31 protein-coding genes are annotated in these 26,613 nt (G+C 65.9%); 17 read left to right on the top strand and 14 right to left on the bottom strand.

The window, feature by feature from the left end:
• Nucleotides 1-16: 16 nt before the first annotated feature.
• Nucleotides 17-2,215 (bottom strand): carbohydrate-binding protein, encoded by a 2,199-nt coding sequence (locus tag EV647_RS16675; protein WP_134003671.1) that lies wholly within the window; start codon nt 2,213-2,215, stop codon nt 17-19.
• Between the two features lie 182 nt (nt 2,216-2,397).
• On the opposite strand from EV647_RS16675, the gene EV647_RS16670 reads away from it, so the two are divergent.
• Entirely contained in the window at nt 2,398-2,850 is a 453-nt protein-coding gene (locus EV647_RS16670) for a hypothetical protein (protein WP_134003669.1), read from the top strand.
• 16 nt (nt 2,851-2,866) lie between these two features.
• On the opposite strand, the gene EV647_RS16665 is transcribed toward EV647_RS16670, so the two are convergent.
• The 5 genes from EV647_RS16665 to EV647_RS16645 all read right to left on the bottom strand — a co-directional run bounded on the left by EV647_RS16665 (nt 2,867) and on the right by EV647_RS16645 (nt 6,258).
• Nucleotides 2,867-3,196, bottom strand: a complete 330-nt coding sequence (locus EV647_RS16665) for a cupin domain-containing protein (protein WP_166679986.1) — start codon at nt 3,194-3,196, stop codon at nt 2,867-2,869.
• A 50-nt stretch (nt 3,197-3,246) separates the two neighbouring features.
• Nucleotides 3,247-3,993, bottom strand: coding sequence for an HD domain-containing protein (locus EV647_RS16660; RefSeq protein ID WP_134003665.1), 747 nt, complete (start codon nt 3,991-3,993; stop codon nt 3,247-3,249).
• Nucleotides 3,981-4,850, bottom strand: a complete 870-nt coding sequence (locus EV647_RS16655) for an alpha/beta fold hydrolase (protein WP_134003663.1) — start codon at nt 4,848-4,850, stop codon at nt 3,981-3,983. Before EV647_RS16655 ends, EV647_RS16660 begins: the two co-directional genes overlap by 13 nt.
• 75 nt (nt 4,851-4,925) lie before the next feature.
• Nucleotides 4,926-5,543, bottom strand: coding sequence for a TetR/AcrR family transcriptional regulator (locus EV647_RS16650; RefSeq protein ID WP_202876187.1), 618 nt, complete (start codon nt 5,541-5,543; stop codon nt 4,926-4,928).
• A gap of 34 nt (nt 5,544-5,577) precedes the next feature.
• Nucleotides 5,578-6,258: a GntR family transcriptional regulator gene (locus tag EV647_RS16645; RefSeq protein ID WP_202871085.1), complete on the bottom strand. Its 681-nt coding sequence runs from the start codon at nt 6,256-6,258 to the stop codon at nt 5,578-5,580.
• Nucleotides 6,259-6,415: 157 nt separating this feature from the next.
• Between EV647_RS16645 and EV647_RS16640 the strand changes: the two genes are divergently transcribed.
• Genes EV647_RS16640 through EV647_RS16615 form a run of 6 tightly spaced genes read left to right on the top strand, consistent with a single transcriptional unit; the run spans nt 6,416 to nt 12,986 of the window.
• Nucleotides 6,416-8,134 (top strand): glycoside hydrolase, encoded by a 1,719-nt coding sequence (locus EV647_RS16640; protein ID WP_134003662.1) that lies wholly within the window; start codon nt 6,416-6,418, stop codon nt 8,132-8,134.
• 5 nt (nt 8,135-8,139) lie between these two features.
• Nucleotides 8,140-8,964, top strand: coding sequence for an aldo/keto reductase (locus tag EV647_RS16635; RefSeq protein ID WP_134003660.1), 825 nt, complete (start codon nt 8,140-8,142; stop codon nt 8,962-8,964).
• A 7-nt stretch (nt 8,965-8,971) separates the two neighbouring features.
• The gene (locus tag EV647_RS16630) at nt 8,972-9,877 is read left to right on the top strand and encodes a carbohydrate ABC transporter permease (RefSeq protein ID WP_134003658.1); all 906 of its coding nucleotides are present in this window, start codon (nt 8,972-8,974) and stop codon (nt 9,875-9,877) included.
• Nucleotides 9,874-10,743, top strand: coding sequence for a carbohydrate ABC transporter permease (locus EV647_RS16625; RefSeq protein ID WP_134003656.1), 870 nt, complete (start codon nt 9,874-9,876; stop codon nt 10,741-10,743). Before EV647_RS16630 ends, EV647_RS16625 begins: the two co-directional genes overlap by 4 nt.
• 9 nt (nt 10,744-10,752) lie before the next feature.
• Nucleotides 10,753-12,195 carry an ABC transporter substrate-binding protein gene (locus EV647_RS16620; protein WP_134003654.1) on the top strand — a complete coding sequence of 481 codons (1,443 nt, stop codon included), beginning with the start codon at nt 10,753-10,755 and terminating at the stop codon, nt 12,193-12,195.
• A complete protein-coding gene (locus tag EV647_RS16615; protein WP_134003652.1) occupies nt 12,192-12,986 on the top strand; it encodes an SDR family NAD(P)-dependent oxidoreductase in 795 nt (264 codons plus the stop codon). Before EV647_RS16620 ends, EV647_RS16615 begins: the two co-directional genes overlap by 4 nt.
• A gap of 164 nt (nt 12,987-13,150) precedes the next feature.
• On the opposite strand, the gene EV647_RS42065 is transcribed toward EV647_RS16615, so the two are convergent.
• On the bottom strand, nt 13,151-13,321 hold the full coding sequence (locus EV647_RS42065; RefSeq protein WP_166680351.1) for a hypothetical protein: 171 nt from the start codon (nt 13,319-13,321) through the stop codon (nt 13,151-13,153).
• Nucleotides 13,322-13,448: 127 nt separating this feature from the next.
• On the opposite strand from EV647_RS42065, the gene EV647_RS16610 reads away from it, so the two are divergent.
• From EV647_RS16610 to EV647_RS16590, 5 genes are all read left to right on the top strand, one after another.
• The gene (locus EV647_RS16610) at nt 13,449-14,207 is read left to right on the top strand and encodes an SDR family oxidoreductase (RefSeq protein WP_134003650.1); all 759 of its coding nucleotides are present in this window, start codon (nt 13,449-13,451) and stop codon (nt 14,205-14,207) included.
• Nucleotides 14,204-15,019, top strand: a complete 816-nt coding sequence (locus tag EV647_RS16605) for an SDR family NAD(P)-dependent oxidoreductase (RefSeq protein WP_134003648.1) — start codon at nt 14,204-14,206, stop codon at nt 15,017-15,019. The genes EV647_RS16610 and EV647_RS16605 overlap by 4 nt, the downstream gene beginning before the upstream one ends.
• Before the next feature lie 66 nt (nt 15,020-15,085).
• Nucleotides 15,086-15,793, top strand: coding sequence for a hypothetical protein (locus EV647_RS16600; protein ID WP_134003646.1), 708 nt, complete (start codon nt 15,086-15,088; stop codon nt 15,791-15,793).
• Between the two features lie 113 nt (nt 15,794-15,906).
• Nucleotides 15,907-16,863 carry a sigma-70 family RNA polymerase sigma factor gene (locus EV647_RS16595; protein WP_134003644.1) on the top strand — a complete coding sequence of 319 codons (957 nt, stop codon included), beginning with the start codon at nt 15,907-15,909 and terminating at the stop codon, nt 16,861-16,863.
• Between the two features lie 13 nt (nt 16,864-16,876).
• Entirely contained in the window at nt 16,877-17,110 is a 234-nt protein-coding gene (locus tag EV647_RS16590; protein ID WP_134003643.1) for a hypothetical protein, read from the top strand.
• A 22-nt stretch (nt 17,111-17,132) separates the two neighbouring features.
• On the opposite strand, the gene EV647_RS16585 is transcribed toward EV647_RS16590, so the two are convergent.
• From EV647_RS16585 to EV647_RS16570, 4 genes are all read right to left on the bottom strand, one after another.
• Nucleotides 17,133-17,666 (bottom strand): DoxX family protein, encoded by a 534-nt coding sequence (locus tag EV647_RS16585; RefSeq protein WP_202876186.1) that lies wholly within the window; start codon nt 17,664-17,666, stop codon nt 17,133-17,135.
• A gap of 126 nt (nt 17,667-17,792) precedes the next feature.
• Nucleotides 17,793-17,972: a lipocalin-like domain-containing protein gene (locus tag EV647_RS16580; RefSeq protein WP_134003639.1), complete on the bottom strand. Its 180-nt coding sequence runs from the start codon at nt 17,970-17,972 to the stop codon at nt 17,793-17,795.
• A 90-nt stretch (nt 17,973-18,062) separates the two neighbouring features.
• Nucleotides 18,063-19,382 (bottom strand): MFS transporter, encoded by a 1,320-nt coding sequence (locus EV647_RS16575; RefSeq protein WP_134003637.1) that lies wholly within the window; start codon nt 19,380-19,382, stop codon nt 18,063-18,065.
• Nucleotides 19,379-20,722 carry an FAD-binding oxidoreductase gene (locus EV647_RS16570; RefSeq protein ID WP_134003635.1) on the bottom strand — a complete coding sequence of 448 codons (1,344 nt, stop codon included), beginning with the start codon at nt 20,720-20,722 and terminating at the stop codon, nt 19,379-19,381. Before EV647_RS16570 ends, EV647_RS16575 begins: the two co-directional genes overlap by 4 nt.
• A 224-nt stretch (nt 20,723-20,946) precedes the next feature.
• Here EV647_RS16570 and EV647_RS16565 point away from each other — a divergent pair, with 224 nt between their 5' ends.
• Nucleotides 20,947-21,894, top strand: coding sequence for a response regulator transcription factor (locus EV647_RS16565; RefSeq protein WP_238177244.1), 948 nt, complete (start codon nt 20,947-20,949; stop codon nt 21,892-21,894).
• 12 nt (nt 21,895-21,906) lie between these two features.
• Here the strand turns inward: EV647_RS16565 and EV647_RS16560 are convergent, their stop codons facing one another.
• Complete coding sequence (locus EV647_RS16560; protein WP_134003631.1) at nt 21,907-22,782, bottom strand: alpha/beta fold hydrolase; 876 nt, start codon at nt 22,780-22,782, stop codon at nt 21,907-21,909.
• 153 nt (nt 22,783-22,935) lie between these two features.
• Between EV647_RS16560 and EV647_RS16555 the strand changes: the two genes are divergently transcribed.
• Complete coding sequence (locus tag EV647_RS16555) at nt 22,936-23,763, top strand: alpha/beta fold hydrolase (protein WP_134003630.1); 828 nt, start codon at nt 22,936-22,938, stop codon at nt 23,761-23,763.
• 207 nt (nt 23,764-23,970) lie between these two features.
• Here the strand turns inward: EV647_RS16555 and EV647_RS43720 are convergent, their stop codons facing one another.
• Entirely contained in the window at nt 23,971-24,405 is a 435-nt protein-coding gene (locus EV647_RS43720; RefSeq protein ID WP_370343228.1) for a YiaA/YiaB family inner membrane protein, read from the bottom strand.
• 75 nt (nt 24,406-24,480) lie between these two features.
• On the opposite strand from EV647_RS43720, the gene wrbA reads away from it, so the two are divergent.
• Complete coding sequence (gene wrbA, locus EV647_RS16545) at nt 24,481-25,083, top strand: NAD(P)H:quinone oxidoreductase (protein ID WP_134003628.1); 603 nt, start codon at nt 24,481-24,483, stop codon at nt 25,081-25,083.
• Between the two features lie 73 nt (nt 25,084-25,156).
• Nucleotides 25,157-25,330 carry a hypothetical protein gene (locus tag EV647_RS42060; RefSeq protein WP_166680350.1) on the top strand — a complete coding sequence of 58 codons (174 nt, stop codon included), beginning with the start codon at nt 25,157-25,159 and terminating at the stop codon, nt 25,328-25,330.
• A gap of 81 nt (nt 25,331-25,411) precedes the next feature.
• Here the strand turns inward: EV647_RS42060 and EV647_RS16540 are convergent, their stop codons facing one another.
• A complete protein-coding gene (locus EV647_RS16540) occupies nt 25,412-25,930 on the bottom strand; it encodes a hypothetical protein (RefSeq protein WP_134003626.1) in 519 nt (172 codons plus the stop codon).
• 85 nt (nt 25,931-26,015) lie between these two features.
• Here EV647_RS16540 and EV647_RS16535 point away from each other — a divergent pair, with 85 nt between their 5' ends.
• Nucleotides 26,016-26,522: a hypothetical protein gene (locus EV647_RS16535; RefSeq protein WP_134003624.1), complete on the top strand. Its 507-nt coding sequence runs from the start codon at nt 26,016-26,018 to the stop codon at nt 26,520-26,522.
• Nucleotides 26,523-26,613 lie beyond the last annotated feature (91 nt).

Here is a 26,613-nt window from a genome sequence, read left to right as displayed (position 1 = left end):
GCGAGGTGTCGCGCTGTCAGCCTGCCAGACGCAGGTAGTCCAGGTTGAAGCCGCCCGTCTCGCAGTACACGGTGATCACCTGATCCCCAGCCGGCAGGGTCACCTGCGTCTGAACGGACTGATAACTGGCCCATCCCCCGGTGTCCGGGACCGAGACCTTCGCCAGCACAGTCCCGGCCGCGTCGCGCACGGATATCGCGTCCGCAGCAACAGCGCCCGTCCCGTTCGCGACCCGGAACTCGAGGTCGTACATGCCCGCCTGCGCGATGTCGACCCGGTACTGCAACCACTTGCCGGCCGCAGTCCAGCCGACGTTCTTGCCGCCGCTCACGGCCGGGTTGCTCTCGACGAAGTTGGCGCCGCCATCGGTCCAGCCGTGCTGAGCGACGTACGACTCCGCTTCGACCTTCTCACCCACCGGCGCGCCGCGTGGGTTCACGGTGAGGTGCACCGTGACCTCGTCATGCGCCACGCCGTCCGTCACGCGGAACTTCAGATCCTGCTCGCCGGCGACGGTCGGGTGGATGCGCACCAGACCGGTGCTCGCGTCGAGGCTGACCCCGGTCGGCAGATCCGTCGCGTAGTAGGCGAGCCGATCCTGGTCGCGATCGGTCGCCTGCAACTGGAGCTGCGTGGTCTGGTACTGGTCGGCGGTGACGTTCGGAACGTCGGTGAACTGCGGCGCCCGGTTGTGGTGCGACGACGGGACATCGCCGTGCCACCGGTACGTCGCGTACGCGTTGGCCGGCACCGTCACGGTGAACGACTTGCCCGCCAGCGTGACGCGGACCGTGCTCGGCGCAGCGTTGGCGTTCCCCACGATCGCGACGAAGTTGTCCCCGCGGTCCTTGAACACCACGTTGCTGATGCCGTTCGCGGTGGCGCTCGATTCGACCCGGGTGTGCTCCGGCCCGAGGTACCTCGCGAACTGCCCCATCGCGTACAGCTCGTCCCGCACGGAGAACGTTTTCGTCTTCGTGTCGACCTTCACGAGCCGGTTCGGCCACTTCGTCGTCCGGCCGACCTCTTCCCAGTCGATGTTGTTGTCGCGCGCCGGCGTCCAGTGCAGCGTGCCGCCGTCCTGGTCGGTGGTCTGCGCCCACAGGACGTACGACGACGCGTCGAGGCGGAAATAGTTCAGAATCGTTTCCGGATTCAGGTCGCTCGTTTCCGTCATGTGCACGGGTTTTCCGAACTCCTCGTACGCGTCGCGCATCACCGTCGGGTCGCCCCAGTACGGGTGGAAGGCGATCGCGTCCGACGCTTTCCGGGTTTCCGGATCGTTGAAGATCCGGTAGTAGTTCTTGGTTTCCGTGCTGTTCGGGTCGCGCCAGTCCCAGAAGTTGAAATCGTGCACGTAGAGCTGCGTGCGGAGCCCGGCGCGCCGCACCTCGCGTTTGATCGCGACGGCGAGCTTCTGCTGCTGCTCGACACTGATGTCCATCGCCGGGTACACCACGTCGATCCCCGGCTCGTTGAGCAGCGTCAGCGCGTCGACCTTGATGCCGCGCTGCGCGTACGCCTGCAGGTACTTCACGTAGTACTGCGCGAACACGTCGATGCAGTCGTCGCGCAGCTTGCCGACCTGGTAGTACGACGTCGTACTGCCCGGCTTCAGCGCGACCTCTCCGGTGAACCGGTTGTTGGTCTTCATCCACGCCGGCGCACTCCACGCCGACGCGAAGAACGTGGCCCGCGGGTTGTACTTCTGGATCAGTTTCACCGTGTCGACGATGTGTGCGTCCACGTCCCGCTTGATCGAGAAATACTTCAGGTTCCGATCCTCGGTGACAACGGCCGGCAGCTCGTCGTACGACCAGAACGGCAGATGCTCGATCAGGTCCGGGCTCCCGATCGTCAACCGGAACCGGTCGAACCCGGCGCCGGTCTTCGGATCCACGAGCAGCCGGACCGCGCGCTCCCGCTCCTGCGGCGTCAGCTTCCACAGGTTCGACACGCTCGTCTCGTCCAGGGAGAAACCCACGCCGGTGTACTTCTGCCTGCTCACACTCGGATCGATCACGACCGTCGCGTCCGCAGGACCGGCGTCATTCCCGACGTACGTCGTCGGCAACGGCTGCCAGACGTGTGCCGCGCCGCTCGAGTACGACCCACTGACCACCGCCCCGTGCTGCGCCACCGCAGGTCCGCCACCCGCCGCCAGCCCGGCCGCCACTACGCCGACCACGACCGCCAGCCCAAGAGTCCGCCTCACAAACCCTCCAACCACCTGGGAAAGCCCTTACAGGAACGCTGACTCTAAGGTCGGAATCCGCCCGCCAACACCCCCTGCCGGTTCCGGAACTGGTTCCGGAACTTTCCGTCACCCAGCAGACGTGATGTCGTGCGAGACACTTGGTGCGGTACGAGCTCGCGACGGCAAGGAGAGGGTGCGCGATGGACGGCAAGGCGAAACTGCGGGTCAAGGAGGCTCTGGTCGCGCATCTCGAGGCACACCTCCGCGCGACCGACGCCGCCGTGGGCCGCGAGGACTCGGCGGCCAGACTCGACCCCGACTCCTCGTTCTCCGTCGACGACCAGTCGCAGTCCGACGAAGCCGGCGACCTGGGCGGACTCTACGAGGACGTCGCGGAACGTCAGCACAGCACCGTGGCGCAGGCCGAGAGCATCGACTTCGCCCCGACCAGCGAGATCCGGCCGGGTGCGATCGTCGTACTCGACGACAACCACTATGTCGTCGGCGTGGTCAGCTCACCGTTCGAGTGCGACGGCGTCACGTACGAAGGCATGACGACCGACGCACCCCTCTACGCTGCCCTCAAGGACCTCCACCCCGGCGACACCTTCACCTTCGCCGCCACCGAACACCGCATCGATTCGGTGTCCTGACCGGTCCGCGAAGCCCTCAGTGCAGCGCAACTGACAACAGCAGAACAGACGCAGTACGAGCGTGTACGTCGTGGCGCTGTGGAGGTACCGCCACGAGATCTCCCGCCCGCAGTTCGACCTCGGCGTCACCTGCCCGCAGGACGACGTCCCCTTGCAGGCACATCAGCGATGCGTCACCGGGGCTCTGATGTTCGCCAAGAGTCTGACCGGCATCCAGCGCGATCAACGTCTGCCGCAACCGGGCCCCTGGCCGGGTGTACAACGTCGTCGCACTACGTCCGCTGTCACTCTCCCCAGCCAACTCCAGGTGAACGGCCGCCAACTCCTCGACACGCAAGACCTCCATCAGCCGATGGTCGCACACCGAGCCGACGAAGACTCCACCCCTCCTCCCGGTTACGGCTGGTCCTCGCATGCAACTGCCCGCTCGGCCCGGCGGACCGAGCGCTCCATCCCGAGGCGCCACAGCAACCCGGCTCGGGACGACTTCCGAAGCCGCCCCTCCTCACGCATCGCAGCGAGGAAATGGCCGGCGAACCCAGCCCGAGGCTCTCGCGCGTGAACCTCGTCGACGCTGCTCCGGGCGATCTCCAACCGCCGCAACCCGACCACATCAAGATGCGTGCCCGCGTGCAGCAGGTGCGCCTCGGCACCCCACGACAGCGGTACGGCGACATTGAAGTGCGCCGCGATCGCATCAGCCACATCGTCAGCGAACGCAGCACCTCCACCCGCCCCGATCACGACATCACGCGCGACCGTCGCCCCATGTACGGCGAAGCAAGCAGCCACCGGACCGGGACGATGCGAGTCGGAAAGCGCGACATCATGCAACAGCGCAGCGACGTACAGGCGCTCATCGTCGTACTCGATCCGATCGAGGTCGGCCAGCATGCACGCCCACAGCCACGAGCGCATGCTGTGGTGCAGCAAGGGCGCAGGCAGGACGGTTCGAGCGAAGTCGGTGACGTGCTGCGCGATAGCAGTGCTCGGCGGAGTTCGATCGGCCGCGAGCACTGCTCCACCCCCACGCCGCGGCGCAAGCTCCCGAACGATCGCCTGAGCGACGAACCGCACCTGATCTCGCAACCCCAGCGCACCGTTGGTCTCAGCCACCCAGTCCGGCGAACCTATCGCTGCCATCGCGCCAACCCTTCCCGCGCGACAAGCTCAGGCTGATCCTCGGCGACGTACGTGAAGGAGTCCGGGATCAGTTGCACCCGGGTCCCGAGCCGCTCGGCGTACGCCGTCGCGTGCGCCGTCGGGAACACGTGATCCTCCCCAGCCCAGAGGAAGTCGACCGGCTTACCGAACTCCTCGACGAGCGTAGCGGCGGCAGCCCGGCTGTACCGCTCGTCGACCGACCCGATCGCCTTCCGCCCGTCGTACCGAATCGCCGAATCGTTCAGCACCGGATCGATGTAGCTGCGCATCGTGACCTCGTCGATCGGATACTTGGCCAGCCAGCCGTATGTGTTCCGCCATCGCCAACTCCGCGGCCATCGCAGCACCTGATACAGCGCGCGGTACGTCAACGGATGCACCGCCGTCCGCTTGAGCAGCGGAAAGCCGCCCGGCGTCGGCGGCCACGTGCAGTCCGGCGTCTCGCACGAGGCCAGCACCAGCCTTCCGATGCGCTCCGGGTACGTCGCCGCAGCGAGCTGACTGTAGGCGCCGCCCGAGTCGTTGCCGAACAGGATCACATCCCGCAGATCGAGTGCGACCAGGAAATCCGCGATCAACGTCGCGATTCCGGGCGGCGACAGATCGGCGTCGCGGTGCATCGGCACCAGATGAGACCCCAACGGCCAGTCCGGCGTGATGCACCGGAACTGCCCCGACAACAGCGGCACGACCTTCCGCCACAGGTTCGCGTTCACCAGATACCCATGCACAAAGACGATCGGCGGACCGTCCCCGGCTGCGTGGTACCGCAACGTCCCGGCCGGCAGCTCGACCTCGTACGCCGTACCCAACCGCGCATCGCGCGAGTCCGTCATCACGCCGCGACCTCCTTCTTGTAATCATTGCAAGAAGTGTCCGGACCCTAGCACCGGCCGTTGCCGGCCGCAATCTCAGTCGCGTTCGACCAGCAGACCGCGGGCGAAGGCGTCCGTCGCCGCGCGGAGCAGGCGCTTCAGCTGTCTCGGGTTACGTTGCAGGCGATCCTGCCGCCAGCCCAGGCTGATGATCCCGTTCCACGAGGACCACAGCACCGTTGCCATGTCCGCCGCGTTGACCTTACGGATCGTGCCGGCCTTGATACCGCGCTTGATCGCGTCGACCATCCGCCGGTTCTGCTCGTCCACCGAGTCCGCCAACCGGTCCGCGAGTTCCTGTCCCGCGGCGTAACTCCCCGGCTCCGCCGGAAACGCCAGCATCCGGAAGTACTCCGGATTCGCCAGATAGAACGCGAGATACTCATCGGCCGCGGCGTACAACTCCTCGACCGGCCCGCGGCCCTCGACGTACGCGAGATCCATGAACTGCCGATCCACGACAACGGCCCGCTCGACCAGGGCGGCGTACAGCCCGGCCTTCGATCCGAAATGGTTGTAAACCGACCCGACCGCGACACCAGCAGTGGACGCTATCTCTTCGACCGTGACGTCAGCGACGGACCGAGCCGCGAAGAGCTCTTCCGCAGCGCTCAGCAACGCATCGATCGTCCGCTGCGCCCGTGGATCCACCATCCTGCAACCATTCCACAAACCACACTCGAGCAGGTCAGCGGTCAGGCAGGTTGAGTCGCTTCAGTCGCTCGTACGCGCCGAGGATGTGCTTGTCGATTCCGTCCTGCGCAGCTTGCGGATCCCCCAGAGCGAGCGCGTCGCGCAGCTCCTTGTGCTCGCTGTAGCCGACCTCCAGGAAATCCGGGAAACTCGCGTTCCGGGCGCGCAGGAAAACGGTCACCTGCCCGCGGATGGATTCCCAGACGCGCTGCACGCGCGAGTGGTCGCAATACGCGTAGATGATGTCGTGGAACTGGAGGTCCAGCCGTACGGCGTCCTCCGGATCGATCTTGGTGTCGACGCTCTTCATCTGCTCCAGGACCTCGTCCATCTCGGCGAAGCCCGCGCCCTGCATCCGTGTGCACGCACGGCCGGCGGCCAGTCGTTCGATCGCGCCGCGAAGGGTGTGCACCTCCTCGACATCGGTCCTGGTCAAGGTGCTGACGAACGCCCCGCGGTGCCGCCGGAGCTCGACGTGCCCCTCTTCCTCGAGCCGGGCCAGCGCCTGCCGGATCGGCCCGCGGCTGACCTTGAGCGCCTCGGCCAGCTCGGTCTCCTTGAGATGCTGGCCCGGCTGGAACCGGCCGCCCGTGATCATTTCCCGGAGCACGTCGGTCACCAGATCACCGAGAGCGCGCTGCGACGGCAGCGGGGACACGACATCGTCGGGGATCAAGCCGACCACCTCCTCAAGCCAGTTACCGCCAGTATCCGATGCACTCTAACCCCTCCCGAGCGTCACTGTAGATTGTAAACAGTTACCCATTGACAGTAAACGAAGTGCCGAGCAGACTCTGAAGCTCCCGCTCAGGCAGAGAGAGGTCACGACGCCGATGACCACAGACACAGCGGTTCACACCGGACGCAGGGCACTCGGCCCCTTCCCGCCCGCCGCTCCCCGGAACCCCGACGCTCCGCACGTCACCGCGGCGACGATCGAGGTCGACGCCGCGGAGATCGAGGGCCCGCTGGCGCGCATCTGGGAGAGCTTCGGGTACGACGAGTTCAACTGGACGTACATGCCCACCGGAAAGCGCCTGCTGCAGACCTTCGCCGACTTCTCCGGCGCCGGCTACTTCGTCCGGCCGCACTACATGTACTGCTCCGGCAGCGGATTCGGCATCCCGCACTGGAGCTCCGGCAACGTCTACCACGAGGACGCCGACGGCAACCCGTACTACGACTTCACCCTGCTGGATCAGGCGTACGACGCGATTGTCGGCGCCGGACACCACCTGCTGGTGGAGCTCGGCTTCACCCCGCGCGACCTGTTGCCACCCGAGGCCGCCGAGCTGACCGTCGTACCGAGCCCGACGGCCTACACGAACTACGAGGCGGGCGCCTGGGGATATCCGCCCAAGGACTACGAGAAGTGGGCGGGCCTGATCAGCGCCACGGTTCGGCACTGCATCGATCGCTACGGCGAGGCCGAGGTGAAGACCTGGCTCTGGGAGCTGTGGAACGAGCCGGACATCGACTACTGGCGCGGCACTCTCGATCAGTACAACGAGCTCTACACCGCAACGGTCCAGGCGATCCGAGCCGTGCTGCCCGAGGCGAAGGTCGGCGGACCGGCCGTCACCAGCGGCGGATTGAGCTTCCTGCAGGGTTTCCTGGACTACACCTCGCGGCGCGGCGAGCCGCTGGACTTCATTTCGTACCACACCAAAGGCTGCCACTTCCCGACCCGCGACTACCGCCCGTTCGCCGAGCCGGCGGCCGAGCAGCTCAGCCCGTCGTCGACGAAGATGCTGTACGACCTGCGCGAGTTCAACCGGCTGATCGGTTCGTACGAGGCGTACGCCGAGCTACCGGTGATCGTCGACGAGTGCGACGCGGCGGTGCCGGCGCACTTCGGACGCTACGACAACCGCAACTACAGCTTCCAGAACACCGAGTACTACCCGGTCTTCCAGGCGAAGCTGATGAAGAAGATCCTCGATCTGAACGCGACTGAGCCGGCGCAGGTCGCGTACGCCACCTCGTGGAGCTTCTACTTCGAGGCCGAACGCTACTTCGAAGGCACCCGCTCCTTCCTCACCGCTGGCGGCGTCGAGAAGCCGTTCCTCAACGCCTATCGGATGCTGTCGCTGCTAGGGCAGGACCGTCTCCGCACGACCTCGGACGCGGCCTGGCAGGTCAGCGAACTCGAAGGCACCGACGGCAGCAGCATGCCCGAGGAAGTCGACGCCCTGGCTTCGCGTTCGGAGGACGGGAGCGTCGCCGTACTGGTCTGGCGGCACATCGACGACCAGTACCAGACCAGCCCTGACCTGACACCGGTGACCTTGACCTTGCGCAATCTGGCTGCGGGATCGTACCGGTTGCGGCATCTGCGCATCGACGCCGACCACAGCAATGCCTTCACCGTCTGGCAAGGGCTCGGCTCGCCCCAGGACCCGACCGACGAGCAGTTGGCCACGATCAAGAGCCGGCAGGGTCTCGAGGAGTTCGAACCGGAACGCAGCCTCACGGTCGACGGCGAGGTGTCTTTGGAGATCTCACTGCCGTTGCCGTCAGCATCGTTGTTGATCCTCGAACCGAGCAGCTGACCGCGATGATCACACTTAACAACGGCGTACAGGTTCCCCAGCGTGGTTTCGGCGTCTTCCAGGTCCCGCCGGGCGACACCCAGCGCGTGGTCGAGCAGGCGATCGAGGTCGGGTACCGCCACATCGACACTGCGGCGGCGTACAACAACGAGGCCGGTGTGGGTGCCGCCGTACGGGCCAGCGGTCTTCCGCGCGACGAACTGTTCGTCACCACCAAGTTGCGCAACGGAGAGCACGGTTACGAGTCGGCACTGACGGCGTACGACGAAACGCTGCAGCGCCTCGGCCTGGACTACGCGGATCAGTATCTCGTGCACTGGCCCCACCCGACTGCCGATCGCTATGTCGACAGTTGGCGTGCGCTGGAGCGGATCTACGCCGACGGGCGGGTACGCGCGATTGGTGTGTCCAACTTCCTGCCCGAACACCTGAACCGCTTGGCCAAGGAGAGCGAGATCGTTCCGGCGGTCAACCAGATCGAGCTGCATCCCAGCTATCAGCAGCGCGACCTGACCGAACTGTGCCGCGAGCGGTCGATCGCGATCGCGGCGTACTCACCGCTCGGTCAGGGGCACGATCTCGATCTTCCGGTACTGGCGTCGATCGCCGGCGCTCATCACGTGACGCCGGCCCAGATTGTGCTCCGTTGGCACCTCCAACAAGGACATCTCGTCATCCCCAAGTCGGTCTCTCCCGAACGGATCCGCGCGAACTTCGATCTCGGCGGCTTCGAACTGACCGACGACGAGGTCGCCTCGATCACCGCGCTGGAGGCCGGCCACCGGATCGGCAACGATCCCCGCACCTTCGCGCTCAGCCAGATCAGGTAGCCGGATCATGACTGGCAGATCTGTACGACTCAGGACCACCTGGATCTGGATCTTCCTGGTGCCGACCGTCGTGCTGTACGGCGTTTACACCATCTACCCGATCATCGCGAGCTACTGGTACTCGCTGGTCGAGTGGAACGGTTTCGACGCCGATCAGAAGTTCGTTGGCCTGAGCAACTACCGCGAAGTCTTCGCCGATCCGCTGTTCTGGAACTCGTTCAAGGTCACGTTGTTCTTCATGCTGCTGGTGGTGCCGGCGCGGGTGCTGCTCACGTTGCTGCTGGCAATGGTCCTCAACTCGCCGAAGCTGCCGCTGATCGGCTTACTGCGTTCGGCGTTCTTCATCCCGGTGGTGACCACGACGGCGATCATCGGCGTGGTGATGCGCTTCATCCTGGATCCGGCCAGCGGACCGGTCAGCACGGCGTTGACGAAGCTCGGGTTCGGCGGCGTCGACTTCCTGGGTGACCAGCACCTGGCCCTGCCGACGGCAGCCGTTCTGTACGTGTGGAAGTTCTTCGGCGTCACGATGATCTACTGGCTCGCGGCGCTGCAGACCATCCCGTACGAGTTGTACGAGGCCGCCCGGATCGACGGCGCCGGGACCGGGCAACTCTTCCGGCACATCACGCTGCCGATGCTCAAGCCGTTCCTGATCATCATCACCGTGCTGACGGTCGAAGAGACCTTCCACAACTTCGACCTGATGTACACCCTGACCGGCGGTGGACCGTATTTCCACACCGAGATCATCGAGATCTACATCTACCGCTGGGCCTTCGCCGCCTCGATCCCGCAGCTCGGACACGCCTCCGCGGCTGCGGTGATCTTCGGGCTGCTGGTCGCCGTCGTCGGAGCCCTTCAGTTGTGGGGCGTGTACGCCGGTCGCCGGCTGAGAGGAGACCAGCGATGACAGCGCAAGTCGTCGTACGCACGGATCGGCAACGGCGGCTGTTGCACCGGCTGCCTTGGTGGATCGCCGCGCTCTTCCTGGTGGGTATCGCGGTGCTCTGGATCTTCCCGTTCCTGTGGATGCTGTCGGCATCGCTCAAGGACAACATGGAGATGTTCGCGGGCGGCCTGAAGCTGTGGCCTTCGAAGTTCGTCTGGGACAACTATGCGCGGGCTTGGAACGACGCGCACTTCGGCCGGTACCTGATCAACACCGTGGTCACCACAGTCATCACCGTCGTCATCGTCACCATCCGCTGCGCGACTGCGGGCTATGTCCTGGCCCGATACCGATTCCGCGGGTCCAAGCTCTTCCTCGGCGTACTGATCGCGACGCTGTTCGTCCCCACCGGCTACACGATCATCCCGGTGGTCAAGATCTCGATGCAGCTGCACCTGATCGACTCGCTGGGTGGAATGATCCTGGCGCTCAGCGGCGGGGCGTACGTGTCGGCGATCCTCTTGTACTACGGATATTTCCGGCAGATCCCCCGCGAACTGGAGGAGGCCGCGGTCGTCGACGGCGCCGGCTTCGTCCGTATCTTCTTCTCGGTGATGCTGCCGCTGGCGATGCCGGTCACGGCGACCGTCGCGGTCCTCACCTTCATCACGACCTGGAACGCCTTCTTCCTGCCGCTGGTGTTCACCTTCAGCCGGCCGGATCTCCGGACGGTGAGCGTCGGCATGCAGGCGTTCGTCGGCGAGACCGCGACCGACTGGTCCGGCATGGCCGCGGCCGGGGTGATCTCGATCGTCCCCGTGGTCGTGCTCTTCATCTTCCTGCAGCGCTACTTCGTCGAGGGAATCTCCGGAGCAGTCAAGTCCTAAGGAGTAGAAATGACCGGGATGACACGTCGCAGTCTGCTCGGCGCATCAGTATTCGCCGCCGTCGGAGCCGCGACCGGATGCAGCGGCTCGAGCTCTCAGTCCGGGAGCACGAGCGGAGGCGCCACCGGAACGCTGGACTGGTGGGACCACTTCAGTTCGTTCAAGCACCTCAATGACGACTGGGCCAAGACCCAATCGCCGTCTTTGAAGACCAACGTCGCCCATACGTACTACGACGCGTCCAAGGCGACCCAGGCGTTCCAGCTCGCGCATCAGGCCAACAAGATGCCGGACGTCTACTCGAACGTGATCGGGCTCCCGCTGCCTGCCCTGGTGAGTGGCAAATGGGTACACGAGGTGACGATTCCGGCTGACATCAAGGCCAAGCTTCCGAAGGACGCGTTCACCGAGGGCATCACCCAACTGGACGGCAAGCTGTACGGCTTCCCGATGTTCAGTTTCCGGCAGAGCTCGACGCTGGTGTGGGTGAACAAGGACCACTGGTCCAAGGCCGGACTCGACCCGAACAACGTCCCCACGGACTACGCCGCGTTCAAGGATGCGTTGGGGAAGCTCAAGTCGGCCGGGATCCAGCCGCTCACGTTGGCGATCGGTGCGGACGGCGGGCGCATCCGTGACCAGGTCGACGACATGGCGCAGGCTGCCGGCTTCCCCGGATACCAAGGGCTGCAGTTCACCACCGGCGAGTACGCCTATCACCATGACGCCTACGTGGGCGTGATCGAGTTCCTGAAGCAGCTGAACGACGACAAGTTGATCATGCCGGGCTCCAACAATTTCGGTGTCGTCGATGCTCGCACCCGGTACGCGTCCGGGGCGGTCGGGACGTTCATCGACGGCATCTGGTGTGCCGGTGGATCGAAGGCGCTGGCACCGACGATCGTCGACAAGCTCGCGTCCGGACAGATTCTGGTGCCGACTTCCGGCATGAATCCGTGGTGCTACCGCGGCCGGCCGGCTGCGACGTACTTCGTTTCCGCCGACAGCAAGAATCCCGACGTCGCCGGGAAGCTGATCGCGTCCTTCATGTCCGACGACTACCAGAAGGGAATGGTCGAGGCGATGGACCAACCGCCGCTGAACCTCGACCTCGTCGCGTCGTCGAACGTGGTCGACGCGTACAAGAAGGGCGTCGAGTACTGCAAGAAAAACGTGTTCCTGATGCCCCAGGCGATCGTGAAGAACCCCGCGATAGCGCGCGTCGACGCACTGCGCAAGCCGGTCACCCCGCACGTCGGCAACATCGTCCAGGGCTACCTGGGCGGATCGATCAAGGACCTCAAGGCCGAACTGAAGAAGCTGAGCGACGCCACGTCGGCCGACCGTGCCCAGGCCCTGACAAAGGCCAAGGCCGCCGGCGCCAAAGTCTCCGAAGCCGACTACGCCTTCAGCGACTGGAAGCCCGGCCAGGACTACGGAGCCGCCAAGTGACCGCCGACCACACCGCCGACCACACCGCGGACGCACCCGGCGCGCGTACCGCGGTCGTGACCGGCGCGGCATCCCCGCGGGGCATCGGCCGAGCCACCGCGTTGCTCTTGGCCTCGCAGGGCTGGAACATCGGCATCCTCGACATCGACGCTGTCGGCGGCAAGGCACTCGCCGAGGAGATCGCCGCGAACCACAACGTCACGGCGTACGCCGTCACCGCCGACGTCTCGAACGAAGCCCAGGTCCGCACAGCGATCGACGAACTAGAGGCCGCCCTCCCACCGCTAGCGGCGCTGGCCAACATCGCCGGCGTCAGCTCCCCCGTCCCCTACCTGGAACTGACCTCCGACGAGTGGCACCGAGTCATCAACACCAACCTGAACGGCGTCCACTACGTAACCCGCCGAGTAGCCGAGTCCATGGTCCGCCACAACTACGGCCGAATAGTCAGCATCTCCTCCACCTCAGCCCAACGAGGCGGCGGCACCTACAGCAAAACCCCCTACTCGGTCGCCAAGGCCGGCGTAATAGGCCTAACCCGAGCCCTAGCCCGAGAACTGGGCCCCTTTGGAATCACGGTCAACGCCATAGCCCCAGGCCCCATCAACACCGACATCATGGGCGGCCCCCTAACCCCCGAGACACGCGCGGACCTGATCGACACCCTCCTCGTCAACCGCGTCGGCGAAACCCACGACGTCGCATCCGCAATCGCCTACCTACTCTCCAACCAATCCACCTACATAACCGGCCAAACCCTCAACGTAGACGGCGGCCTCTACATGCACTGAGCACGCAAGGCATCAGCTGCATCTCACGTCTGTGTGGCGGTCCGGCTGCTCGCCGGAGGTGTTCAGTTGCTGTCGCCTGCTTCGGCACGGGGCTGCAATTGGTTGCTGACGTCCACCACACCCGCGGTATCCCAGGCATCGTCACCGGCAGCCCGCTTGACCAGTCAGGAGGACACCTCACCACCGAGGATCACCACTGCTTGCTTGACATCCACGCGGATCTCGTCCCCCAGATCGCGATTGTCGGTCGCGTCGCCTGTCACCTTCTTGGCCTTGCCCTTGGGCGGCTCGAAGGGCCCGGTGCCGCCAGGAGCAGATTGCCCGTTGCATGTCACGGTGGGCGGTGAGCCGGGCGATCTCGAACCTGCTCATACGGCCGGATCGCGCGGTCCAGGTTCACCGGCGGCAAGCCGAACTGGGTCGCAGCGATGAGTTTCGTGGTGAGCTCGCCTCTGTATAGGTATGAACCCATCGCGCAAGTCACAGACCACGGCGATAGTCACCGGAGCGGGCCGTGGCTTCGGATCGGCGATCGCCGCCGCGCTGATCGATCAAGGTCACCAGGTCGTCGGCGTTGCGCGCACCGCCGACGCGTTGGCGGACGTGCACCGACGATTGGGGGCGGCGTTCGTCCCGGTGGTCGCCGACGCGACCGACGCGGAGACCGCCCGCACCCTGATCGAGCAACACCAACCGACACTGCTCGTGCTCAACGCCGGCGCGAGACCCGCCACCGTCCCTGTGCACGAACAATCGTGGGAATCGTTCAGCCAGAACTGGCACGTCGACACCCAACACGCATTCCACTGGATCCGCGCGACGCTGCGGCACCCGCTGACGCCCGGCAGCCTGGTGGTGTCGATGTCCAGCGGTGCCGCACTGCGCGGCTCACCTCTGAGCGGCGGATACGCGGGCGCGAAAGCGATGATCCGATTCCTGGCCTCCTACGCCGCGGACGAGTCCCGCCGCGCCGGCCTGGGCATCCGCTTCGCCACCGTGCTGCCGCAACTCACACCTGCCACCGAACTCGGCGCCGCCGGGGTCGCCGCGTACGCCGAGCGCCAGGGAATCGACACCGCCACGTTCACGGCAGCACTTGAGCCGCTGCTCACGCCCGCCATCGTCGGCGCCGAGATCGCGCGATTGTGCGGGGACACCGGCAACCGGGACGAGTTCGGGGAATACCAGCTCACCGGCCACGGACTTCACGCGCTCGCGTGAACAACAAGAAAGAGAAGGATATGTTGCTGGAAAACAAGAACGTGGTCATCTATGGCGCGGGCGGAGCGGTCGGCGGTGCGGTCGCCCGCGGATTCGCCCACGAAGGTGCCCGGGTCTTCCTGGCCGGGCGAAGTCGTGACAGTGTCGACGCCGTCGCAAAGGAAATCGCCGCCGCGGGCGGAATCGCCGAAACCGCTGTGGTCGACGCCCTGGATGAGAAATCCGTCAACGAACACCTCGACGCCGTCATCGCCGACGCAGGTCGCATCGACGTGTCGTTCAACGCGATCGGAATCCCTCAGCAGGGGCTGCAGGGCATCCCGTTCACCGACCTACCGGTCGACAACTTCATGCGACCGATCACGACGTACACCCAGGCCCACTTCATCACTGCGAAGTCGGCGGCGCGGCACATGATCCCCCAAGGATCGGGAGTGATCATGATGCACACGCCCGAACCCGCCCGAGTGAGTCTGCCGCTGGTCGGGGGCATGAGCGTGGCCTGGGCCGCGATGGAGGCGCTCAACCGCGCGTTGTCGGCCGAATGGGCCCAGCACGGTGTCCGCTCGATCTGCCTGCGCACCACGGGCATGGTCGAAACACCGAACATCGACGTCGTCTATGGGCTGCACGCCGACGCGATGGGCATCCCCCAAGAGCAGTTCACCGCCATGGTCACCTCGATGACCCACCGCAAGCGCCCCACCGCACTGGCCGAACTCATCGCAGTGGCGGTCTTCCTCGCCTCCGACCAAGCGTCGGCGATGACAGGAACTGTCGCCAACCTGACCGGCGGAATCATCGTCGATTGATCACAACACGCCCCGGCTGCCACTCCCATCGGCGCCCGGGGCACCCTTCAATTCAAGGAGCAAGCCATGAACGATCTACTCGCGACCGCGATCGCCGCACACGGCGGTCTGGACCGGTGGAACCAGATCAAGACCATCAACATCAAGGCCGCCATCAGTGGGGCCTTCTGGCAGATGAAGGGGAAAGCGGACGCGATGAGCAACGTCCGCTTCGAGGTCGACACCACGCAGCAACGGCTGACCATGGACTACCTCGCTCAAGACAGACGGTCACTGTTCCGGCCCGAACAGGTCGTCCTGCAGCAATCCGACGGCACGGTCGTCGACACACGCGAGGACCCGGAGCGGTCGTTCGCCGACCACGAGTTCCACACACCATGGGACGACTTGCATCTGGCGTACTTCACCGGGGAAGCGCTGTGGACGTACGTGAATACGCCGTTCCTGTTCACCTGGCCGGGGTTCGTCTGCGAGGAGATCGCCCCGATTGAGGCCGACGGTGAAACTTGGCGGCGATTGAGCGTGACGTTCCCCGATCACATCAAGAGCCACACCCGTACGCAGGTGTTCTGCTTCGGCTCGGACGGGTTGCTGCGCCGCCACGACTTCACCATCGACATCGTCGATCCGACAACCGAATCACACCTCTATGCGGCCGACTACCGCGACGTCGACGGCATCATCATCCCAGCCACGCGACGGGCCTACGCCGCAATGGGCGACGACCAGATCGTCTTCGTCGCCATCGACATGGCTGACATCGCCGTCCGCTGATCCGCATTCCTTCTGCAAGGACATGACGATGATCAACACCTACCGGGCCCAGGTCGTCCATCTCGCGCGAGCCGCGCACGCCGCCACCACCGAATCGGCGGATCATGCACACCATGACTGATGCCGAGGCCGCCGGCGACAAGGATTTCGGAACGCTGAGCGAACCGTTCCGGCGCGAGCTGCTCGCCTACTGCTACCGCATGCTCGGCTCGGTCGACGAGGCCGAAGAGGTGGTGCAAGACGTCTACCTCGAAGCCTGGCGTGCGTACGACGCGTTCGAGGGAAGGTCGTCGCTGCGAACCTGGCTGTACCGTATCGCGACCCGGGCGTGTTTCAAGGCGCTGGAGAAAATCAGGCGCAGGCCTCTACCCGCGGATCTCGGCGCCCCCCAGACAGACCTGGATGCGGCGCTCGGCCCCCGAGCTCGGGAGGTGCCGTGGCTCCAGCCGATACCCGACTTCCTGTTCACCACCACTCCGGCCGATCCGGCGACGGTCGTGGTGGAACGACAGACCATGCGGCTCGCGCTGGTGGGAGCACTCCAGCAGCTACCGCCGCGACAGCGAGCCGTGCTGATTCTCCGCGACGTGCTGCAATGGCGTACGGCCGAGGTGGCGCCACTACTGGAGATGACGACAGCGGCCGTCAACAGCGCGCTCCAGCGCGCCCGAGCCCAGGTTCCGCTCAGCCAAGACGAGCTGATCGAACCCGACGAGCCACGACAGCGGGCCCTGCTCGACCGATACGTCACCGCGTTCGAAACCGCCGACGTCGATCAACTCGTCGCGGTATTGACCGAGGACGCCAGATGGGAAATGCCGCCGATCGCGACCTGGTTCGAAGGCCGCGACGCCATCCTCGCCTTCCTGGCCAAACAGATGCCAGTGATCGGACCGGCCGCACTGGTCCCCACCTCCGCCAACGGACAACCCGCCTTCGCGGTGTACGCCCGCGGCCGCGACGGCGCACACCACCCACATGCGCTGCACGTACTGACACTCACAACCGAGGGCGCCTGCCGAATCGTCGCGTTCCACGGCTCAGGGCTGTTTCCACTGTTCGGATTCTGACACGGCCAACGGCATGTCCGAACCAGAAAACATCACCCAGCACAACGAGGAGCTTCACGCGCAGCTGCGACTGTTCTGCCACCTCATGCTCGGTTCGGCCGACGCCGCCGACCGCGTCATGCGGCAGATCTACCATCGCGCACTCGATCACCAGGACGATCAACAGCATCGGCAATCAGAACGCGTCCGATTATTCAGTATCGCCGCCGACCTCTGCGGCGCCCGCGGTCGTTCATCGTGCGAATAGACAGATCGAGTACGCCCAGGTATCAGGCGACGGGCTGCCGGGCTTCCATGGGTTGTCCGGAACTGCTGTGCGCCGAGGCGGTCTGCTGAGCGCCGCCCTTGTAGAGGATGACTACGTTGACGACGGCTGCAGGGACCAGCAGGCAGAGCGCGATGACCACCGTCCACGGCGCGACCTCGGCGCTCGAGTCGACCAGATCCCAGCGGCCGATCGCGATCACTCCACCGATGGAAGCCAGGAGTGAGGTCTCGAGGACGTTGAGATGCTCGTTGAAACGTACGTGGAATCCAGCGGCCATCAGGCCGATGACGGCGAGCCCGATGGCCGCCAGCGGAGTCAGCCACGGCAGTACGCCGGTCGCCTTGGGCAGCACCAGCCCCGCGGCGGCGAGGACCTCGGTCACGCCGACGAGGATCACCTGGGCACGCGGCAGGTCGGAGAATCCGGTCCACCGGTCGATGCCGCGGCCCACGACCTTCGGGACGCCGCCCGCGAAGAAGAAGAGGGCAAGGAAGCCTTGGGCGATCCAGAGGACGACGTTCAACGTTGTGTTCACAGTACTGCTCCTTCGCGTCCGGAGGGTCCGGATTCGCATAAGATATAATATGAAAACCGTATTATATGCTTTCCATGTTGTCGATCGTTCGGTCGTGAGGTCTGCGTCACGCTGCAGCAGATCCGGTTATTTCACTGCGACGACCTCGTGGGTCCCGTCCGGGTGGAGCACCGTGGCGTACGGAAACTCGCGATCCGTGATCCACGACTCACCGGTCACCGGGTACGTGCGGTTGTTCACCTTGAGCGTTCCCCGCGTCGCCAGGCTGGGCAAGGAGTAGTAGCTCGTGCCGTCGAGGAGGGGGATGAGCCCGGTCCCGTTGCGATCGTGCGCAACTCGTGGTCATCGCCTGTCGGACAGGCTTGATCAGCCCCTGACCCCGAGGCGTTCCACGGCCTAGGGATGAGATGCGTCGGCGAGCCCCTGCCGGCGCAGCGTGAGGGCGGCGAAGGCACCCAATAATGGGAAGACGGCGATCGAGGCGATCACCGTGCTCAGCCCGAAGGACTTCGTGAGTGCCCCTGCGAGAGCCGAGCCGGCGCCGCCACCGACGAAGAAGGTCAGATTCAGCAGGGCGAGCCCACCTCCGCGTCGGGCGGGCTGGATCCGCGCGGACATCAGTCCGGTCGCGACCACCTGGGTACTGGCGAAGGCCGCGAATCCCAGCGACACAGCACAAATCACCAGGACCGAACTGTCCGTCGACCCCGCGAGACCGAGCAGCACAGCCGACGAGAACGCCGTCGCCGCGATCATGACTCCACCGCTCGCGGCCAGCCTGCTCGCCACCCGGGACAGGACGCCACCGAGCACGGCCCCGGGCAGGAGCCAGACACCAACCGCGAGAATCGACCAGCCGTGCTCACGGACGAGGAACTGCGGTACGGCGTACATCGATCCGAAGAGCCCGGCGAACACACCGGCTCCGGTGACCATCGCCCGGAGGAAGGTGGCGTCGGTGACAAGCCCGCGTTGCACGAACCCTTCCGGTACCCGCGCAACCCGCAGTGTCAGACCCGCCGCACTCAGCACCAAAGCCGCCGCCAAACCGGAGACCGCGCTCCAGGACAGATCCAGCGCCGACGACTGGATCAGGATGACGAACGAGGCAGCGCTGAGGCTGAGCAGGCCCGCCCCCGTCAGGTCGATCGGGCGGTTCGAACCCGGACGGTCCTTGGCAGCCCGGAGTACGAAGGGCACGGCCAGCACCGAAAGAACAGGTAGTACCACCGTGAGCCGCCAGGTCAACCACTGCGTCACCGCACCACCGGCGAGAGTGGCCCCGGCCGAGAACACCGCGATCGTGGCGCCGAACGTCGCCAGCACCTTCGGTCGCTGCTCCGGCGAGGATGACGACGCCAACGCCAACGCGGACGCGGAGATGGCTCCGGATCCGGTGGCGAGCACCAGCCGGCCGATCACCAGCGCGGCGATCCCCTGTGCCGACAGACAGATCACCGCGCCGGCGACGAGAATCCCGGCCCCGGCGAGCATGGTCAACCGGACTCCGCGCGAGTCGGCGAACCGGCCGGACAGCGCAGTACCGATGCCTAGGGCAAGAGCATGCGCGATCAGGACCCACGCCGCCGTCGACGGTGTCGTGCCGAGCGCCCGCGTCACATCGGGCAGAGCCACTCCCGCGGCGGTCACCCCGAAGATCGCCGGGCCGAACAGGCTGCCGAGGCGAAGGCCGGTGGAGCGTGCAGCAGCAGTCATGACGCCCTGCCTCCGATCGGAGAGATGTTCTGGTTGAAGCGGAAGAGGTTCGCGGGGTCGTAACGCCCTTTGAGTTCGACCAGCCGCTCGTAGACAGCCGGCTCGAACGCGCGTGCGGTCTCCTTCTCCGCACCAGGACCGTTGAGAAAGTTGATGTAGGCCAGACCGTTGCCCCAGGGCTCGAGCGCTGCCAGCACGGACGCGGACATGCCGTCCGGTGGCGAGATCGTCGCCAGGACGTACGGCGCAGCGCGGTTGCCGAACGCTCCGGGCGTCACGGGCATCCTCTCTGCTGCACCGCCGAGGTGCCGGACCTCGACGACGTACGCCGTGCAGTCGGAGCCCGGGCCCGCGGCTTCGAGCAGCGCCTTCGCGGCCTGCTCGTCGAAGCCGTCGAGCAAGATCGACCGTTCCTGCACCGGCATCGGGTCGACGGGGTCCTGGTGCACCTCACCGATTTCCGGGTATGGACGCTGCACGACCGTGTCGAGGACGGGCCCTAGCCCGCGGAACGGCGACAGCAGCCGCTCCCCGTCGTCCGGTACGCCGAGGAACGTGACCCGGACATGCGCGGTCACTCGTCCCCGAAGAGGTTCGGGCACCATCGGAAGGTCGGGCAGCCGCAGGAGCGCGATCGAGGTCGTCAAGGACTCGGGGATCTCCGCAGTCCATTGCCGCCAGGTGTCGAGCACTTCCTCGATCGAATCCGCTGGGAAGTACATCCCTCCGCCGTAGAAGGTGCGGACCGGCATCAGGTCGAACTCCATCGCGGTGACAACACCGAAGTTGCCCTTGCCGCCCCGCAGCGCCCAGAACAGCTCAGGCTCCCCGACCGCGTCGGCCCGCCGCAGGACCCCGTCGGCGGTGACGACGTCGATCCATCGCACGTGGTCGGCGGCGTACCCGAACCGCCGCGCCATCGGCCCGAGGCCGCCGCCGAGGGTGTAGCCGACCACTCCGACGAGCGGCGACGAACCGTTCAACGGCGCCAGCCCGTACGGCGCGGCCGCCGCGATCACCTGATCCCAGCGGACCCCTGCCTGCACCGTGGCGGTTCCCGCCCGCGCGTCGACCGAGACCCCCGACAGCCTGCTCGTCGTGATCAGGATGCCTCCGTCGGCCGGTACGGAGATGCCGTGGCCGGTCGCCTGCACCGCCACCGGGAGGTTGTGCTCCGCGGCATACCGGACCGTTCGTACGACGTGGTCAGGCTGCTCGGCAGCGACGGCGAGATCGGGCCGATGGGCCGCGGCTGTGTTGAAACCGGTCACCGCGGTGGTCCAACCCGGGCTGCCCGGTGTCAGCAATTGGTCGCCGATCAAGTTCTCCAGACTTGTCATGACCTGGAGTCTGTGGGGCGCGCGCCGCGCATCCCATCCCTCGTTTGAGGGGTTTCCCTGCGTCCTATGCTGGTGATGGCGAAGGAGAGCGGATGAGTCGATCGGACGTCGAGCGTCGAGCACTGTTGTCGAAGGCAACAGATGAGCCGGACGCGCTGGGGATGTTCACGCAAGCGTCCGCGCGGTTGCAGCGCGTGGTGCCGTTCGATGCCGCGGTCTGGCGGGTGACCGACCCCGAGACCGGCATCCTGACCACACCGATGCACGGCGAGAACATCGACGCCCGCGGCTGTTTCGCCTACTGGGAGATCGAGCTCCGCGCCGGATCCGTCAACCTCTACAGCGATCTGACCACGGCGCCGATCCCGGTGGCGGCGCTGCGTGAATCCACCGGCGGTGCTCCGGGGACCAGTGCAATCTACGTGGATTTCATGAAGCCGCGTGGTCTGTACGACGAACTACGGGCCGTCCTGCGCGTCGGCGGCCGCCCGCAGGGAACGATCAGTCTATTCCGCACCAGCAAAGCCTTCAGCCGCGCCGATGTGGAGTTCGTGAATTCGCTGGTGCCGCGACTGGCCACGCGACTGCGCTCTTACGCGACACCCGGTCCGTACGCGGCAACCATGGGCGGTCCGGGGTTGCTCCTCTTCGACACCGCAGGCTCGCTCGTCTCCGTCAATGACGACGCCCGGCACTATCTCGAAGACCTTCCCGACGGCGGCCCCTCGACCGATAGCCCGGTTGGGCTCCCGGTTCCGCCCTGGCTGCACACGGTCGCGAGGAAGGCCTGCACCGGTCCCACGCGGATCCGGCTGCGCACCCGCGGCGGTCAGTGGCTGGTCTGCCATGCCTCGCCGATGAGTGAGGTCGGCGGAGCGCCGCAGGGGTCAGCCGTGGTGATCGAACCGGCGAAGGCCTCCGATGTGATGCCATTGATCGCCGATGCCTACGAGCTGTCCGAGCGCGAGATCCAAGTCACTCAGTACGTCGCCCGCGGCCTGCCCACGGAGAAGATCGCGAAGGAACTGTTCCTGTCCCCACACACGGTGCGCGACCACATCAAGGCGATCTTCGAGAAGACCCAGGTGTCGTCGCGCGGCGAACTGGTCGGCAAGCTCTTCGTCGAGCACTACCGACCGGCGGCGGAACAAGCGGCCCGCGATCACAGCTGACCCCGTGGCAGGTCACAGCCGGATCAGGTCGGCGACCTCCTCGGGCAGGCCGGGTGAGGTCATGACATGACCCATCCCGGGCACGACCTGCAGTACCGCGCCCGGAATCGCGGCCGCCAGAGCCTCCCCGTGAGCGAGCGGATACACCGGATCCTGATCGCCGTGCACGACCGAGGTCGGCGCGGTGATCGACGACAGCGGGGCAAGTAGGTCAGGGTCGTCCATCCACACGGCCCGGCCGTGGTTGGCCGCGGCCGCCGGGTCGCCGGCCCGGGACAGCGCCAGCTCCAGCATCACCCGGGCGGCCGGCTCGTCGAACGGCCGAACAGGCCCGTTGAAGATCCGGAACAAGGCCACGTCCGACTCCACGCCCGGCGGCAGTCCGGCGTCCAGATGGGCGAGAAACGCCGGCAACGGCGGCGGCAGATCATCTGGGTCGGCCGGCTCCCCGGCCCGCGCCCGTGCCCACGCCGAACTCGGATCATGACCCATCGGCGAACTCGACATGAGCGTCAGGGACCGGACCCGGTCCGGCGCGTGCACACCCAGCCACTGCGCGATCATTCCGCCCAGGGAAGTCCCGGCCACATGGGCCGATCCCAATCCATAACCGTCCAGCACGGCCAGGCAGTCGCGAGCCATGTCCCCGATCGTGTACGGGTGCGCATCGAAGTCGACAACGCTGGACCGACCGGTGTCTCGATGATCGAACCGGATCACCTGAACCCCACGCTCCACAAGCCGACCGACCAATGCATCAGGGCAGAGGACCCCCTGAGCAGCCGACCCCATCACCATCAAAACGGCGGGAAGCCCAGGATCCCCGACCCGCTCGGTCCAGATCCGGAGCCGCCCGGAGGCCACAAATCGCTCCTCGGCATCCAGCATGAAGGAACTGTAGCGGCCCGTGGACAGTTTGCGAACCACGTGGTTCACTTGTCATCATCCAGCGGTTCTTCGAGGTGGGGTTGGCATGGGCGTGGCACGTGCGAAGGTTTGCTTCATCAGCGGCGACGTCGCCTGTGCCGCCTGGCCGGCGGCATGATCGATCTGTTGCTCACGGCGGGGTCGATCGAGTACGACGACACCGGCACCGGCACGACGATCGTGTTTCTGCACGGGCTGGTCATGGACGGGTCACTGTGGGACGGGCCGGTCGCAGAGCTGTCAGGCGATCACCGGTGCGTCGTACCAACACTTCCGTTCGGGGCGCATCGGCGTGCTATGAACGCCGATGCCGATCTCTCGTTGCCGGGGATCGCCCGGCTGGTCGAAGAGTTCCTCGACCAGCTCGATCTCCAGGACGTCACCCTCGTCGGCAACGACACCGGCGGCGCACTGGTTCAGCTGATCGACTCACCGCGCGTCGGGCGGATCGTGCTCGTCTCCTGTGAGGCGTTCGACAATCTCCCACCAGGATTGACCGGACGGACACTCGCGCTGGTCAGCAAGCTGTCGCCCGGGCTGCTGGGGGTCTTCATGCAGCAGCTGCGCCTCAGGTTCGTACGACGACTGCCGATCACCTTCGGTTGGCTGACCAAACGAGGTGACGCGGCGACTGTCGCGTGGATTCGGCCACTGCTGGAGCAACCCGAGATCCGGCGGGACGCTGTACGAGTACTGCGCGCTGCCTTTGCCGACCGCAATCTCCTGATCAAGGCGGCCGAACGCCTCCGCAGTTTCGACAGGCCCGCCCTGGTCGTCTGGGCTGCCGGAGACCGCGTCATGCCACCTGAGCACGGCCGCCGCCTCGCAGAACTGCTACCCCAGGGCCGACTCGTCGAAGTGGACGACACCAGCACCCTGATCCCTCTCGACCAACCGACGCGACTGTCCCACCTCATCAAGGAGTTCATCCACTCCTCGTAACAGTTGCTTCAGGCACCGATTCGCGACGATTGGTTGCCCACGCTCGCGCTGCCGCAAGCCACTGGATGTCGGCGTCCAGCAGTTCCATCAACGCGTTGCTGCCGACCCGGACTTTCCCCAGGAGCGGGCTCTTCCGGCGGTCAGACATCGCACGCTCCCCGAGCCGTGCGCAGGGCCAGGGGTTGGGTTTGAAGGGGTCGTGTTCTGTTAGGAGTTTGTCCGTCTGGCTTGGTCTACTCGGTTTGTGACTTCCGACATCTCTTGGCGGTCGCGTACTACCTTGCACAGGACGACTGTCGACGTTACGACGTACAGCAAGCCCAATGCGAGGAACGCTCGTACCCAGCTCGCGGCCGGCATGTAGACCAGCGCCACCAACATGGCCGTCACCGAGATGCCGAACGACGCCACCGCCTGAGCAAAACCACTCAACTGAAGACCACCGGCGGCCGGCGACTGAGTGTCGCCGGCCGCCGGGATTCCCCGCGGCGGTGCCCAACCGCCTCCGCCCCGGCGGGAGGGCAATCGACCACGGGTTGTCGCGCCCGGCCGCCAAGAGGGCACAGATCTTGGCGGCCCGCGCTTGTCCTGAGCGAACGCGATGGCTCTTCTGCATCGCGTACCCCAAGTGCCGGATCTCATGCGATCCCGAATGGACTCCGGGCAGTTGGGCACGGGCAACTCAACAGGGATCCACGAGAAGGAGGACAGCACGTGATGGCCGATCAGCCGAATGTCAACGTCAGCGTCATCTACTACTCGTCCACCGGGACGATCGCGGACCTCGCTCGAACGATCGCGGAGTACGCCGAGAAGGCAGGCGCCACCGTCCGGCTGCGTAAGGTGCACGAACTGGCACCGGACGCGGCCGTCAATTCGAACCCCGACTGGCGAGCCAATCTCGAAGACACAGCCTCCATCGAGGAAGCCGTCCCGGACGACATCGTCTGGGCGGACGCCGTCATCTTCGGCTCCCCCACGCGCTTCGGAAACGTGGCAGCACAACTCAAGCAATACATCGACACGCTCGGCCCGCAATGGGAACAGGGTCAGCTGGCCGACAAGGTCTACAGCGGATTCACCTCGTCGCAAACCGAGCACGGCGGCCAGGAGTCGACCCTGCTCGCGCTGTACAACACGATCTACCACTGGGGCGGCATTGTCGTTCCACCCGGCTACACCGACCCATCGAAGTTCGAAGACGGCAATCCGTACGGGACCTCACATGTGTCCGCACACGGTGCCGTGGACAACACGGCCCGCATCGCCGCGGCAGTCCAGGCCGAACGCGTCGTACGGATCGCTGCGGCGTTGAAGTAGTACGAGAGAATCAGCCCGGGACCGTCAGGTGTCGAGGGTTGCGAACGGATGCCGCGGATCCGCGGGTTTGCCGGTGGTCGAGGACACCTGGGTGATCGCGCTGGTCTCGTCGAGCCAGCAGAAAGGCAGTCGGCTCGACCTGATGGAACAGCTGCTCATAGCCGCGCGGCAGCCCGGGCCTGACCTGCGGATCCTCGGCCCCACCCGCCAGCGGCAAGCACGCTGCCGTGCTCAGTGCCGAATCTGACTCAGCACATGCCACATCGGTCCACCTCCTCGACCCGACGCTGTCGTGCGCGTGCCCGACACGACACCGCTCAAACGATTGTCAGTCCAGTCGCTCGACGCGGTAGGCCCCGTGGTCCTCGACCAGCAGGACGCCTTCGCCCTTGCCGAGCGGCGGAACGGGCCGTCTCGTCAGACCGAGTACGGCGGCCTCGTTCGTCGGGCTGTGCCCAACAACCAGAGCCCGTCCACCGTCGGGCAGTTGGTTCACCACCTGGCGCAGCGTCTCGCCCAGTAGCCACGACTCCCTTTCGACCAGATCTGGATCGACCACGCGCATCGCCTCGACATCGGCGCCCTTCCCAGCAGCCCTGGAGGCCTCTCGCCAACGGTCCTCGACCGAGGACCGCAGCCCGGGGGCGTCAGTGACCGGCACATCGTCCTGGCCCGCCGCGCTCCGCAGGATCTCCAGCATCTGCGTGCATCTGGCAGCGCCTGTCGAGACGAACACGTCGTACGGCGGATGCAGCCGGCCGCTGATGACGTGCGCATCCGCCACGCCCCGCAACGTGAGGCGATCGCCATCGTTGTCGGTGTGCCGTCGCAGCTCGACGTACCGCATGACCTACAGGTTCCCGTTGCGGCGGGAACTGAAGCCACCAATGACCAGGGGCGCTAGGCCACGTCGGAATGGCATACTCCGCCGAGTGAGCTATGACTTCGCGATCTGGGAGGGCGACGCTTCCACTGGCGAGCGCAGTACGGCGGCCACCTTCGAAGAGCTGTTCACCCGGTACCTCGATGCCGACCTGGTGGCGCCGACCGCGAGGATCCAGGCGTACGCCGAAGCCCTGGCCGCGAGGTTCCCGAACGGCGAGAGCGAGGACACTCCCTGGGCAGCTGGCGGCCCGAGCAGCAATTGTTCGGGGCCGATCCTGTACGTCGCGGTCAGCTACAGCCAGGCCGACGAGGTCGGAGTAGTCGCGGAGCGACTCGCTCAAGAACACGGCCTCGTCTTCTTCGACCCGCAGAAGGCACCGGCGGCGCCGGTCAACGGCGGTGAGGTGGCCGTCACCACCTCGCGGGGGAGAGTAGCTCTACCCGACCGCTGGGCCTTCTTCCTGTCGGAAGAACTGCGCAACTTCGACGGCTACGTGGTCGTCGACAGCGGCCGTGACCATAGCTTCGCCCAGGCACGCAACGACAACGTGTGATCCGCCAATAGATCCGCGACACATGTCCGCCAGTTGATGCGCGACAGGCTAGACGTCTGGCGACCAACCTTGGGAGCCGGCCAACGCACGG

The sequence above is a fragment of the Kribbella sp. VKM Ac-2566 genome, assembly GCF_004366005.1.
In the GTDB taxonomy this organism is placed as follows: Bacteria; Actinomycetota; Actinomycetes; order Propionibacteriales; family Kribbellaceae; genus Kribbella; species Kribbella pratensis.
Note: the sequence above shows the minus strand (reverse complement) of the source record. Positions and strands in the feature narration are given on the sequence as shown.

Coding starts and splice junctions, on each gene's coding strand:
- EV647_RS16620 (WP_134003654.1), top strand. CDS start 10,753: ATGACCGGGATGACACGTCGCAGTCTGCTCGGCGCATCAGTATTCGCC.
- EV647_RS16650 (WP_202876187.1), bottom strand. CDS start 5,543: ATGGTGGATCCACGGGCGCAGCGGACGATCGATGCGTTGCTGAGCGCT.
- EV647_RS16560 (WP_134003631.1), bottom strand. CDS start 22,782: ATGCTGGATGCCGAGGAGCGATTTGTGGCCTCCGGGCGGCTCCGGATC.
- EV647_RS16595 (WP_134003644.1), top strand. CDS start 15,907: ATGACTGATGCCGAGGCCGCCGGCGACAAGGATTTCGGAACGCTGAGC.
- wrbA (WP_134003628.1), top strand. CDS start 24,481: ATGGCCGATCAGCCGAATGTCAACGTCAGCGTCATCTACTACTCGTCC.
- EV647_RS16610 (WP_134003650.1), top strand. CDS start 13,449: ATGAACCCATCGCGCAAGTCACAGACCACGGCGATAGTCACCGGAGCG.
- EV647_RS16660 (WP_134003665.1), bottom strand. CDS start 3,993: ATGGCAGCGATAGGTTCGCCGGACTGGGTGGCTGAGACCAACGGTGCG.
- EV647_RS16670 (WP_134003669.1), top strand. CDS start 2,398: ATGGACGGCAAGGCGAAACTGCGGGTCAAGGAGGCTCTGGTCGCGCAT.
- EV647_RS16625 (WP_134003656.1), top strand. CDS start 9,874: ATGACAGCGCAAGTCGTCGTACGCACGGATCGGCAACGGCGGCTGTTG.
- EV647_RS16555 (WP_134003630.1), top strand. CDS start 22,936: ATGATCGATCTGTTGCTCACGGCGGGGTCGATCGAGTACGACGACACC.
- EV647_RS16590 (WP_134003643.1), top strand. CDS start 16,877: ATGTCCGAACCAGAAAACATCACCCAGCACAACGAGGAGCTTCACGCG.
- EV647_RS16655 (WP_134003663.1), bottom strand. CDS start 4,850: ATGACGGACTCGCGCGATGCGCGGTTGGGTACGGCGTACGAGGTCGAG.
- EV647_RS16635 (WP_134003660.1), top strand. CDS start 8,140: ATGATCACACTTAACAACGGCGTACAGGTTCCCCAGCGTGGTTTCGGC.
- EV647_RS16600 (WP_134003646.1), top strand. CDS start 15,086: ATGAACGATCTACTCGCGACCGCGATCGCCGCACACGGCGGTCTGGAC.
- EV647_RS43720 (WP_370343228.1), bottom strand. CDS start 24,405: ATGAGATCCGGCACTTGGGGTACGCGATGCAGAAGAGCCATCGCGTTC.
- EV647_RS16540 (WP_134003626.1), bottom strand. CDS start 25,930: ATGCGGTACGTCGAGCTGCGACGGCACACCGACAACGATGGCGATCGC.
- EV647_RS16630 (WP_134003658.1), top strand. CDS start 8,972: ATGACTGGCAGATCTGTACGACTCAGGACCACCTGGATCTGGATCTTC.
- EV647_RS16665 (WP_166679986.1), bottom strand. CDS start 3,196: ATGGAGGTCTTGCGTGTCGAGGAGTTGGCGGCCGTTCACCTGGAGTTG.
- EV647_RS16640 (WP_134003662.1), top strand. CDS start 6,416: ATGACCACAGACACAGCGGTTCACACCGGACGCAGGGCACTCGGCCCC.
- EV647_RS16575 (WP_134003637.1), bottom strand. CDS start 19,382: ATGACTGCTGCTGCACGCTCCACCGGCCTTCGCCTCGGCAGCCTGTTC.
- EV647_RS16570 (WP_134003635.1), bottom strand. CDS start 20,722: ATGACAAGTCTGGAGAACTTGATCGGCGACCAATTGCTGACACCGGGC.